Source organism: Photorhabdus aegyptia (assembly GCF_000612035.1).
Taxonomy (GTDB): domain Bacteria; phylum Pseudomonadota; class Gammaproteobacteria; order Enterobacterales; family Enterobacteriaceae; genus Photorhabdus; species Photorhabdus akhurstii.
Genome location: NZ_JFGV01000011.1, coordinates 15,377 through 29,012, shown reverse-complemented (window position 1 = coordinate 29,012; position 13,636 = coordinate 15,377). Strand labels below are relative to the sequence as shown.

3 protein-coding genes are annotated in these 13,636 nt (G+C 44.0%); all 3 read left to right on the top strand.

The window, feature by feature from the left end; all coding sequences use genetic code 11:
- Nucleotides 1-43: 43 nt before the first annotated feature.
- The 3 genes from rtxH to rtxA are packed head-to-tail and all read left to right on the top strand — an operon-like array spanning nucleotide 44 to nucleotide 13,098.
- A complete protein-coding gene (rtxH, locus tag BA1DRAFT_RS04890; protein WP_036776671.1) occupies nucleotides 44-394 on the top strand; it encodes a protein RtxH in 351 nt (116 codons plus the stop codon).
- A 21-nt stretch (nucleotides 395-415) separates the two neighbouring features.
- The gene (rtxC, locus tag BA1DRAFT_RS04885) at nucleotides 416-877 is read left to right on the top strand and encodes an RTX toxin-activating lysine-acyltransferase RtxC (protein ID WP_036776668.1); all 462 of its coding nucleotides are present in this window, start codon (nucleotides 416-418) and stop codon (nucleotides 875-877) included.
- A gap of 17 nt (nucleotides 878-894) precedes the next feature.
- Nucleotides 895-13,098, top strand: a complete 12,204-nt coding sequence (gene rtxA, locus BA1DRAFT_RS23915; RefSeq protein ID WP_036776665.1) for an MARTX multifunctional-autoprocessing repeats-in-toxin holotoxin RtxA — start codon at nucleotides 895-897, stop codon at nucleotides 13,096-13,098.
- Nucleotides 13,099-13,636 lie beyond the last annotated feature (538 nt).

Sequence of the window (13,636 nt, the reverse complement as noted above, 5' to 3'; positions counted from 1 at the left end):
CATAGTCTCATTAAAAAATTGTTTATTTTTGGTAAATAAAAATATGTCTGAAAAATTTGTACAAACTATCTCTAGCGTTAATTATAACAAAGGTGTTTTTTCTCTTTATTTCGTTGGTCAAGAGCCAAATCGTATGGCGAATGGGATAATGGCAGAAAATGATAATGAACTTGAATTAAAGCAAGTTATCCATATGCCAGCATCGGGATTTATGTATATGGTTTCGATGGTTAAAAATATGTTGGAAGATCCACGGATGGCGGCTGAATTTGACAAGTTGGTTGCAGCAGGATTTTTACCAGTTCCACAAGTAGCCGAAGAACAAATTGCATCAGAATCTGTAGCGGAAGAGTCTGATAATGCTAAAAAACGCCCATCTAAAAATACAAAATAAGATCTCATGGTTGATTAGCGCATGGCGATTATACATCAACCAGTGAAACTGAATAACGCAGAAATTCAAACGATAATTGGAGGAGTCATGTTGCTGAGTCAGCATTCTCCTCTGCATCGGAGATACTTGGTGTCCGAGTGGCAACAGCGTATCTTGCCTGCATTTGAGCTGAATCAGTTTTGCTATTACGAAGATGAACACGGGCATCCGATCGCCTTTTGTAATTGGGCTTTTTTATCTGAGCGGAATCGAGAAGAGCTTCTTTCAGGAGAAAGAGAGCTTACCCACACAGACTGGCGCTCTGGTCCACATATCTTTTTTCCCGAAATGATTGCGCCTTTTGGTCATGGGCGTGAAGTTGCCAGGGATTTGCGCCGTCGTGTCTTTTTGCCGTGGAAAGGTCAAAAAGCGTGTACTGTCCGCGGGAAACTTGATGTCCAAAACAACCGTTGTATTCGTCAAGTGCAGTGGTTTTTTGTTTAATTTAAAGGGATTTTTTGATGGGGAAATCATCAAATAGAAGTACCGAGTACTTCTTTACTGGAAAATACTACGACGATAATGATGGTAATAGTATTACTGCTATTGGTGTTGGTGGTGAAGTTTATGCTTATGGCGGAAATGATGATGTTACTGTTGGTTCACTTAAAGTCGATGTATACCATACAGATGGTGACCTTGCGGTAAAGGGAGCTTCAGGTTACGCCGGCGTTAGTAAAACGGGAAATGGTGGTCTGTCATTTGCGGGTGCCGCCGGTGCGGCTTTTATTCATCACACAGGTAAAACGGGAAATTTAAATTATTCGGGTGCTGCCGGTTATAACAAACTGGTTCGTAAGGGTTTGTCTGGTGATACAAATTTTAAAGGGGCCGGTGGATACAATAAGTTATGGCATGAAACCAACCGGGGAAATTTAGATTTTGCCGGTGCAGGGGCATACAATGACATTGACCATACCTGGTTTAACCGTTATCAAGATTCACAGGGAAATGTGACTTTTAATGGCGCAGGCGCTGCAAACAGCATCAGCTCACGAGTAGAGAGCGGTAACGTTACATTTAATGGGACGGGTGCTGATAATCACATCGTACGTAAAGGTAAAGAAGGTAATATTATCTTACGTGGTGCGGGGGCAGCGAATCGCATTGAGCGTGTACGTCAAAATAAAGATGGGTATGAACAGACCCGCGGTGATATTACGTTTGAAGGTGCGGGTGGTTATAACAAACTCTATTCTGATGTCGCACATGGCAATATTAATTTCTCCGGTGCGGGTGCTTACAATGAAATCACCAGAATAGGCGCGGATAGCGATTTTGATGGTGAAGCATTGGAATTTGCTAAAGCCGAAGAAATCGTATTGACGACGGCAACGATGGGAGGAAGCTGGATTCAGGAGTCTCAGCAAGTTACAGGTATTAAATCAACCGTCGAACCGAATACCTATCTTTTTGCGTTTGCTGACAAAATGTACACTAAAATCAGCAAAGTCCAACTTCAAAATAATCCTACTACCGGTAGACTCGGTTATTATGCCACTTCTTGGTATAAAGCAGGTAATCACCTTAAAGATCTTGCCGCGAAAGAAATTTCGTCAGGCAATGGATTTGTCGCGGTAAACGCTAATGGCGCTTACCGCCTCTCCAGTTTGGTTTTTGAGCATCAACAGCCCATTGAGATTCATGCTATCGAGGAAAGCCTGCTGATAGATAAGTGGGTAACTTATGCGGGTGGCATAGTGGTTAAAGCCGAGGATATCTCGCTCGGTGATGCCAAAATGGGGGGATATGCGATCTTCTCTGATGGTCGCAAAGTCGATGTTTCCGCAGTTAAATCAAACCGGCAACCCAATACTTATGTGTATGCCAAGGTCATGGGGTCATATACCAAAATCGTTAAAGTTCAGTTGAAAAACGATCCTGATACAGGGCAACTGAAATACAGAGCAGAAGCCTGGTACAAAGCAGGCGATCATACGGGTAATTTGGCTAATGAAGAGCTTTCCTATGCTAACGGATATACCTCTATTGGTCCCGGTTACATGTTAAGCCAGCTTCAATATAACGTTAATACAGTGCGCCGTACCTCCCATCGATTAGTACATAGTGAAGAATATAGTCAGCAAGATCTTGTAAAGTCACCCACAAGCAGTGGTTACGTTAATTTTAACGGTGTGGGTGGTGGAAACATTATTAAATCTAATATCACGCGGGGAAATGTTAATTTTAAGGGCGCAGGGGCGGCGAACGTCATTTTGCACGGCTCAAAATTCGGTGATACCAATTTTGATGGTGCTGGTGCCGCTAATGTCGTTGTAAAAAATGGTGAAAAGGGCGATCTGACATTTCATGGTGCGGGTTTAGCCAATGTTCTGGTTCACCAAGGCCAGAGCGGGAAAATGGATGTTTACGCTGGTGGCGCGGTAAATGTTCTTGTGCGTGTCGGGGATGGACAATATCTGGCTCATCTTCTGGCTTATGGCAATATCTCAATTCACAAAGGCAGCGGTAACAGCCGGGTGCTGATGTTGGGCGGGTACAATACTCATAGCCAAATTGGTAATGGCAATGGCAACTGGTCCGGTGCGGGCGGTTTTAACGTCATCACTCAGGCGGGAACCGGGGATATCTCCTCCGTACTTTTGGGTGGTGCTAACGTGCTCACTAAGCTTGGTGCGGGAGATCTGGTTGCCGGTATGTTCGGTGGCGCCAATATTATCACCCATCTCAGTGATGAGAGTGAAACTGCCGATACCACCGCTATTGCGTTGGGCGGAGCCAACATCTTGACCAAGAAAGGGAAAGGCAATGCGTTGGCGGTAATGGGCGGTGGCGCGAATGTTCTCACGCATATCGGTGATGGCAATACCACGGGCGTTATGCTCGGTGGCGCTAATGTCTTAACCAAAGTCGGCAAGGGTGACACGACCGGCATCATGTTCGGCATCGGCAACGTGTTGACTCATGTCGGCGACGGTTTGACGCTGGGCGTAATGGCCGCGGCAGGCAATATCTTCACCAAAGTTGGGGAGGGGATATCGATTGCCGCCATGATTGGCGCGGGCAACCTGTTTACTCATGTCGGCAAAGGGGATGCCTGGGCGTTAATGGGTGGCGCAGTCAATGTCTTTACCAAAGTAGGTGACGGTAATGCGCTGGCATTGATGATAGCCGCAGGCAATGTGTTTACTCATATTGGGGATGGCACAACTGTTGCGCTGATGCTGGCAAAGGGCAATATCGCCACGAAAGTGGGTAATGGCATGACTCTGGCGGCGATGATCGGGAAAGCCAATATCTTTACCCATGTCGGGGATGGCAATACCTTCGCGGCCATGATTGGAGGCGCCAATGTGCTGACCAAAGTCGGCAATGACCTGACCGCCGCTTTAATGATCGGGAAAGCCAATATCTATTCGCATGTGGGTGATGGCACCAGTATCGGTTTGTTTGCCGGTGAATTGAATGTGATGACCAAAGTCGGTAAGGGTACGACACTGGCGGCCATGTTTGGTAAAGCCAATATTATGACCCATGTCGGGGATGGTTTAACCGGCGTGTTAGCACTGGGTGAGGCTAATATCGTTACCAAAGTGGGTAATGATTTTATGGGAGTGGTTGCGGCGGCGAAAGCGAATGTTATTACGCATGTCGGCGACGCGACGACCGCCGGTATCCTGCTCGGCAAAGGCAATATTCTGACCAAAGTAGGAAACGGTCCCACGGTCGGTCTGCTTATTTCTGATGTGGGTAATGTGATGACCCATGTCGGCGAGGGGACGACGGTGGGTTTTGCCAAAGGTAAAGCCAATATCATCACCAAAATTGGCGATGGCGCCGGAGTGAATGCGGCTTGGGGGGAAGCCAATATCCTGACTCAAGTGGGAAATGGCGACCGTTACAACTTCGCGAAAGGTAAAGCTAATCTCATTACCAAAGTGGGGATTGGACAAGAAGTCACGGTGGTTCAGGGGGATGCCAATACCATTACCCATGTGGGTAACGGTGATGACTACACCGGCGCCTGGGGCGAAGCCAACATTATCACCAGAGTAGGAGATGGACGCAATGTGGTGCTTGCTAAAGGCAAGGCTAACATTGTCACCCAAGTAGGTAAGGGCGACAGCTTTAACGCCTTATGGAGTGAAGGCAATGTCATCACCAAAGTGGGTGACGGTATGCAGATTACGGCGGCAAAAGGGAAAGCTAACGTGACCACGACAGTAGGCAATGGCTTAAATGTCACTGCTGCTCATGGTGACGCTAACATTAACACTCATGTAGGTAATGGTGTTTCGGTTAACGTGGCGTGGGGGAAATATAACGTCAATACCAAAGTTGGCAATGGCCTCAATGTTGCGGTGATGAAAGGCCAGGGTAATGCCAATATTCAGGTTGGTCACGGCTTGTATGTTAACGCTTCTTACGCACGCAACAACGTGGCGATTAAGATTGGTGATGGTGATTTTTACAGCTTGGCTGTTGCATCGAGTAATACAGAAAGCAACAAACTTGCTTCTTTCTTCGACAATATCAAACAAACTGTACTCGGAGTGGGAGGCAGTCAGGCGATCAACTATCTGGTACATGGGGATGAGGCTAACACGTCAGGCACTCACAAGGGCAGAGGTGCAATTAACTTAACCGAAGTTTCTGCCATTGATGGTTTTAAGATGGAGGAAATTGATCAAGTTGGTTCGGACTTAAGTGGTCGTCTGAGTCGTTCTGTAACAGCGGTAGAAGTGCCTGATATTAACTCAATAGAAAGTTCTTTAGCCGGTTCGCTAAATCGAAAAACGCGATCGGTATCGGATCGGAACGAAAACTTGATCGTCAATGGTGACTTTGAACAAGGTAATCAAGATTGGCAGTCAACTAATGGTGTTGAGGCATATAATCCGGCGAATGCTTACGGCCTTAATAATGCGGGTCATGGAAAGCGAGTCAGTGAACTTGATGTGGATGTCAGTACCACTATTTACCAGGATCTGAAAAACCGGTTTGAAGGTGAAGTCATTTCATTAAGCTTTGATTTTGCAAAGCGTGCAAATAGCACTACGTATAATGAAGGCATGGAAGTTCTTTGGAATGGTGAAAGCAAATTTACCATTACTAATGGTGATACTGGATGGCAAAGTGAAACACTGGAATTAATCGCCAAAGCAGGTACTAACCGCATCGAATTTAAAGGTATCGGTGATAATAATGGTATTGGCTATATCTTGGATAACGTTGTTGCAAAGTCTGTAGGTAGATTGCCAGCCAATAGTGTTATTGAACATGCAAGGCAAGACCAGGCGGCCAAAAATGCGTTAAGCGATAAAGAAAAAGCCGAAAAAGATCGTCAGCTCCTGGAACAAGAAAAAGAGAAACAACTGGCAGCGATTGAAAAATCAAAATCTCAATTGGAATCAACGGATCAGGAAGCGCTTAGTCGGAGTGGGCAAGAGCAGAGTGATGCGATAAAAGAGGAAGCTCAGGCAGTGACTAAAGAGCTGACTTTAATAGCTGACAACTTTAAGCAACTTAAAGATGAAACCGATGATAGTCGTGAGTTAGATAGCCATTATCTCGACTATGCGGGTGGAATCTCTGAGGAGATCCAGAAACGGTTGGATAACCTCAAGCCGACATTAGAAAAACGGCTGACAGATATACATCGGGATACGATTGATACACAGCAAAAAGTAAAAGATGCCGTGGCGCTGTCAGAAGCGGGCGCGGAAAAAGGTAAACAAAATCGTGACAAGGCGATTCTTGATGGTGTAGATGCGCAATTCAAAGCGGATCAGAAAAAAGAAGAAGCTCTTTCACAACAGCAGCAGGCAGAAAAGGCGCAGAATAACGCCAATATTGCGTATCAAAATGCAGAAAGCCGTGGTAAACGTGATACCGCAGCGGCGGAAAGTAAAGCGGCTCAGACTCAAGCGGATGCCAAGGGAGCGAAATTAAGCGATTCCAAACCGGCTCGCATTGGTGCAAGCGGCAGCGGCTTGTCAGGAGAAAAAGCCTATGAGTCAACAGGAGCGGGAGAAACCGGCAGCCATATTGATCCTGAATCGACGCTAGAAGCGAGAAACAGATATTATCAAGGGCTGACCGAAGAAGAATTGCAAGCGTTGGAGAGTGCTAAACAAGCTGTTAACCGGTTGCAGATCAACGCGGGAATTCGTACAAAAAATACCGGTGCTTCGCTTATTCCTCGGTCTGTTGAAACAAAATCTGACAGCATTCTGGTACCTCCTTCGCATGAGACGCGTGAACTCATCAGAAAAATGCCGACAATTTCTGGTATTAATCTGGAAGGATTGGGGGGAAGTAAAAAGAGGGCGATCGATTCTTCCGTACTTAGTCGCGCACAAAAAGTCGCTCACATCTACCGTTGGCTTGATAATGGCAACGATAATGTATCGGACAGATATATTCCTGTTCCCGGATTCAAGCGTGTTAACGCAGATATTTCTGATAAAACCAGACAACGGATAGTGGCTTTTGTTGAAAGACATATCAAGAATGCTAAAAACAATGTACCAGAGAATGAAGCTTCATCTTTAGCGAAGCTGTTTGTTGACGCGACTCTGAATTATGACTGGGATAAACGAGTTGAGTTTATTGCCAAAATAGACAGCTATGGCTATAGCTTTGAACCTGCTCGCGGTGATAAGAATATTGTTTCATTCTGGTCCGGGAAGACTTTTAGAAGACATCGAGATGTTCTTGAGGCAGCACAACCGGATGGTCAGAAAATTGTTTACGATCTTGATGTGCAAGGAAACGCTTTTGCGATTCAACTTAACCAGCAACTTATGCGCTGGGGAATTATGTATCTTGCCGATCCTGAAAATAATGAACATAGAGCGCTAAGAGCGGCAATTGATGCTGCTACGTATAGCAACACTGGTTTCTGGAGTTCGGTCTATGCCGCAGGATCACGTGGTGATGTTTATTTGATCTCTGAGGGTGGCTTACGTCTTGGTAACTATTTCTGGAATGTTGAATTACCTGTATTGCGTAAATTGCAACGTGAAGGATTAGTGGGTGAAATTCGATTGCTGGATAAGCCGGCAATCGAATATAAAGGATTGCCTGTAAAATCTATTGGCCGCAGCTTAACCGAGGCGGGTATTACCGTGCAGGCGCGCTTTGATGCTTTGACTATTGAAGAGCAGAAAAAACGGCTGGCGGTTAACCCCGGCGGCTATAAAGCCGATACCATTGTTGATCTCGATATTAAGCTCAGTGCTGTCGACACTATGCTGAATCAGGCATTGCCATTTTATGGATTACGTACAGAACGTAACTTATTAGTGCAAAAGAGCGATGAAGGATTTGAAGTGCGTTCATGGCCGGGTAATGGCAATGAATTTAAGAAGATTATTGTAAAAAATACGGCCAGTAATAATCTGCTTAAAGCAGTTGAACGTTTTATTCTTGCTAATTATGACAATTATGCACAATTACCTGACGAGTTATATTTTATCGCAGATCGGATTATATCCCGTCATCAGGGACATACCCGAATTCTTACTGAGAAAGTGAATGGCATCTGGAAGCCCGTGCCAAAATTGATGTCGGTGAGTGAGTTCCAGCAAACCGCATCTGTTTTGGGTAAAATGCGTGGTGACAGTTACCAAAAAGTCATTAATGCACTAGAGAGTTATCAGAATATCCGACAAGGAAGGAAAGACGATGAATTGGATGTGATTAAAAAATTATCCAATTTGCGTCAACAGGTTGAAGGTTATCTCTTAGGTCATCCTGACTCAGATCGTGTACCGGCAATGAAGGCGTTGTTGTCTCAAATTAACACACGCTTTGAAGAGTCGATGATATTTGCTGAGTCTACAGTGAGGATCGCAGAACAAGGCGATTTCAGTAGCTTGTACGATAAGCTTGTCAATGCCAATCTTAAGGATTCAAAACACCTTTATATTGATGAAAATGGTGATTTTGTCACTCGCGGTAAGACAAATATTTATATTAATCAGAAAGCGGAAAGTTCTGATAAAGCGGTTGAGCAAGTCAAAGCAGCGGTTATTAAAGAGTATGGTCAAGATGTCTCAGATGCTGTCTTTTCAAATCTAAAAGCCAACGATTTATCACAAGATGGTAAAGGCATTGACGTGTCTGGTTTAAGAAAGATCCATCAGGCGATTGAGAATATATCGACCCCTTCTGGATCTCAGAGCAAAGATCATAATGTGGAAAAGAAAAGTTTATTCCAGGAAGTGGGTTATACCATTTTTGACCTTAAAGCAGATGGAAAACAATTGGCTGATTATTCATTCCACTTCAGTCAGAATGAGGATTTGTTGGGGGAGCTTAAGAAGCTTATTCCAGAAATTAGTAATGTGCTCGTGACTAATGGTAATGACGTTCAGTCCAAAGAGTTTCTGGAAGGAATATGCTTTGCTCTGTCTTCCCGCTATATGATGGAAGAACGTGTGAATGGCGTGGGAGGGGGAAAAGCTTATATAGAGTGGTTGCAGGATGTAGTTAAAGCCTACAATGACAACTCCGTGAATAAGAAAACAGATATCAACTCTATTGAATCCTCTTTGCTTAACCGATATCGCCGTCAGAAAGTCGGCCCGGCTATAGAAGAGTTGTTGTCAATACAACATTTTCAACAGCTTGATGCTGGCAGTTTGATCGAGAAAGCGAAGGGGAATATTGATTATAGCGCAAGGTTAAAAGCAAATGGGTTAACAGGGGCGAGGATTGGTGATCCGCTGAATTATGAGGTTGATGGCTATGAGTCTGTTATGGAGCAACTGCGCAATGTGAAGCAATCGACTTATATGATGTTTATGTCTGAAGATCACGCCATGTCGGTTGTTGTACATAAGAGTGAAGCTCAAACAATCTGGTCATTCTTTGATCCTAATTTTGGTGCTAAATCGTTTGATAACTATGATGATTTTCACCGTTTTATGGATTCTTTCCATAAGGGCCTGATCACGGGTTACCGATCTCCTATAGGTTATAAATATGCTTCTGCCAGCCCTGAGGACAGTGCAAAATCGAGCTTCTATATTAACTATAATACATTTGAAGATAGCGCTATTACGGGTTATGACAATACTTGGAAACAGGCACGTGAGGGTGAACAACGTCATGTATTACACGCACTGAAAGAGCGGGGAATAATGTTTTCGCTGGATTCAGGTGTTGAAGGGTGGATCGCGGATTACCGGAAAGATGTCGTCACTTTGGACGTTATGGATGAGAAAGGCCAAAGGGTTTCTGTTGAAGTTGAAAGCGACAACTTTAAGCAAGCAGCCAGTTTCGCACAGTTGAATATTGGTAAGATATTTGCTGACCCAACCGTCAGTAAATTGACACTGAAAGGCTCGAAGAATGGTGATGCTACGATATCTGTGCTGGAAAAATTATCGTCGGACACTGTTCTAAAAAACAGAGATGTCGAATCTTGGGAACGCATTTCAGTCACACCACAAACCGATGGTCGAGAAACCCGCTTTGATGGTCAAATCATCATCCAGATGGAGGATGATCCTGTAGCTGCTAAAGCAGCAGCAAATCTGGCGGGTAAACATCCAGATTCTAGTGTAGTGGTTCAGCTCGATTCTGAGGGTAAATACCGTGTTGTCTATGGTGATTCATCTCAATTTAAACCATCGGACAAGTTGCGTTGGCAGATTGTCGGGCATGGTCGTAGCGAATCAGAGCAGAATAATACTCGTCTGAGTGGTTACAGTGCCGATGAGCTGGCAATAAAACTCAAACAATTTACTCAGAGCTTTAGTCAGGTCGGTACACCAGACCACATTAGCATCGTGGGTTGTTCGCTGATTAGTGATGACAAACGAGATGGTTTTGCTCATCGCTTTATCACCGCCTTAAAAGAGCAAGATATTCACACGACTGTTTCGGCGCGTCGTAGTGAGGTTGCCATTGATATCACTGGCCGTAAATTTACCCAGAATAAAAATAATCAATGGATCAATAACCTGACTGATAACAAAGTTGTCTTGAGTTGGAATGAAAAAGGTGAACTTGAAACGCACTCAGAGCGAGTGCGTGGCAATATTGCTGAAAGCGATATCAATCTTTCTCGTGTCGGTATAGCGAATGCAGATATGCCAGCCAAAGGTGCGATTGTGGATAATGCAGATATTTTCACTGCGCCAGAGAAGCGCAAAAATAAAATTGAAACCGACTCAAGCCATATATCGAATAACCAGATAAGTTACTCAGGTAATATTCAAGTGGATGTGGGGAATGGTGAATTTACTGCGCTTAATTGGGGGACGTCGAACGTTGGCATCAAAGCAGGTACTGGAGGTTTTAAATCACTGGCCTTTGGTGATAACAATGTGATGGTGCACATCGGCAATGGTGACAGTAAACACAGCGTCGATATTGCCGGTTATCAGGCGCTTGAAGGGGCGCAAATGTTTATTGGCAATCGTAACGTCAGTTTCAACAAGGGCCGTAGTAATGATCTGATTGTGATGATGGATAAATCCCTGCCAACGCCGCCGTTGGTTAATTCATTTGATGGCGCAGCCCGTATTTCCGGCGTATTGCAAAGCATTGCCCGTTCTGGTGAAGGGCAGGAGTGGCTAGCGGCGCAAGATCAGCAATGGACAATCGCTGGTGCGAAAAAATTTGTTCAGGATATGTCTGGTTTGGACCAAACCAGCAGCGTTGACTATAAGACTCTGGTTGATTTGGGTTCTCAACATGAACGTAGTAGCCGTGGTCTGAGAAGTGATACGGAAGCAGCGCTGAATAAGAAATTCAACCAGTGGCTAAGCAAGAATGGCAACAGCGTTGATATGAGCAATATGAGCCGTGCGGATAAATTTCGTCAGGATAATGAAAAACTGGCATTCAACTTTGCAGTAGGGGGCCAAGGGGCGGATATTCAGGTAACTACGGGTAACTGGAACTTTATGTTCGGTGACAATATCCAGTCGCTTCTCGACACTAACCTGGGTTCGTTGTTTAGTTTAATGACTCAGCAATACTCGACAACCGGTATAGCGAAAACAACGTTTACCTATAATCCGCAGGATTTGCCACGTCAGCTTAAGAACAAATTACTTGGTCGGTTAGCCGGTGTGAATGCAGATACCACTTTAGCGGATATCTTTGGTGTGGATTACACTGCGGATGGTCGTATTGTCTCCCGTGGAGACGAACCTGTGGATGGTGTGGCTATTCTAAAAGAGATGATTGAAGTCATAGGGGAATTTAGTGGTGAACAACTGAAAGCCTTCACTGATCCAGATAAATTGCTCGATGGCCTGAAATCTCACCTTAATATGGGGACGGATGGCATTAAATCCTTTGCTGAGAGTCATGGCCTGAAACAGAAAGATGCTGATGAAAATGAGGAAAGGCAGAGCGGCACGCCAGCGACTGTGGAGACGGAGAGTACTAAACCAGAACATGCATTTGGTTTTCATTCGCTGAATTTGCCTAACTTGTTTGCGACGATGTTCAGTAAAGATAAACAAGAAGAGATGAAGTCATTAGTGACCAATCTGAAAGAAAATCTAACCACGGATTTGCTCAATATGGAGCAGAAAACGTTTGATTTCCTGCGTAACAGCGGCCATCTGCAAGGGGATAGCGATATCCATGTATCGTTGGGGAACTACAACTTCAACTGGGGCGGTGATGGTAAAGATCTGGGTGCCTATTTGGGCGATAACAACAACTTCTGGGGTGGTCGCGGAGATGATGTTTATTACTCAATCGGTACTTCCAACATTTTTGCGGGTGGTGCAGGTAATGATCTGGGCGTCCTGATGGGACGTGAAAACTGGATGTTTGGCGGTAATGGCGATGATACCGCAGTGGTCGCCGGACGTATTAACCATGTGTTCATGGGGGACGGTAATGACCAGACGTTTGTCTTTGGCGAAGGTGGCTTAATTGATACCGATAAGGGCCAGGATTACGTCGTCACCTCAGGCAACTACAACCGGGTGGATACCGGGGAAGATCAAGATTATGCCGTGACTATTGGTAATAACAACCGAGTTGAGCTAGGTGAAGGGAATGACTTTGCCAGAGTATTTGGTAATGACAACCAAATTGATGGCAACGCCGGTAACGACGTAATTAAACTGTTGGGTTACCATGCGATGATTAATGGTGGAGAAGGCGATGACCACCTGATAGCGGCCACTATTGCTAAGTTCAGCCAGTTTAATGGTGGTGATGGTCAGGATCTGCTGGTATTAGGGGGTTATCAGAACCGCTTTCAGGGTGGGACGGGTGTAGACAGCTTTGTAGTCAGCGGTAAGGTGATTGACAACCAGATTGATGATATCAATGCGGAGGATATGATTGTCTTTGATGGTATTGACTGGCAAAACCTGTGGTTCCAACGTAGCGGATATGATCTGGTGTTATCAGTAAACCGCCATACCGAAGATAAAACCGCTCAGGGAGCATTTGAATCAATAGGTTCAGTCACTTTTAGCAATTACTTTAATGGTAATCGTGCCAAATTGGTGGCGCAGATGGGGGATGAGAGTGCATCGGGAGAGCGTGAGTTTACGGCGCTATCGGATAATGCGGTTGATACTTTGATCCAATCAATGAGCAGTTTTGCCCCGACAGCGGGTGATAATGGTTTTATTGAAAATCTGGACAATAAGGCGACAATTGCCATTACAACGGCGTGGTCAGATATTACTATTGGTAAGGCGCGGTTTGCATAATTAATTCTCTAGAATAAAAGTAAAATGAGTAATAAAAATGGCTCACACAATTGGTGAGCTATTTTTACGGCTGAATAACAAATGTTCATTATATTATTGGCTGTTTGTTGATTAATGGTTATATTTATTGGTAAATTTTATTTATCATTATTATTTCCTGACTAAAAAAGTAGGATATTATTATCTCATTTACTTATATTTTTTTAATCGTTATAATCTGTGTGGTTATTTATGGAAATGGAATAAAACAATTGATCGTAATTGATAAAATTTTATATCTTAGTTTAGTCATTACTTTATTATCTTGTCTGTATTTTCAATATTATCGTGGAAAAAATATCTGCGTTAACGATTTTTTTGAATTTTTTATTTATCTCATTCAATGAATTTGTTTTAAGGTGTTTGTAAATGCATCAAGTTGAAACTTTTCTGAAATAGGTGTTCTTCTTGTTATATCCGTTTTATTAATAAATTACTTTTGGGAAAAAGTATGTCTGATAAATTCGTGTAAACAATATCTGATGTTAATTTTAATGGC

Coding starts and splice junctions, on each gene's coding strand:
- rtxA (WP_036776665.1), top strand. CDS start 895: ATGGGGAAATCATCAAATAGAAGTACCGAGTACTTCTTTACTGGAAAA.
- rtxH (WP_036776671.1), top strand. CDS start 44: ATGTCTGAAAAATTTGTACAAACTATCTCTAGCGTTAATTATAACAAA.
- rtxC (WP_036776668.1), top strand. CDS start 416: ATGGCGATTATACATCAACCAGTGAAACTGAATAACGCAGAAATTCAA.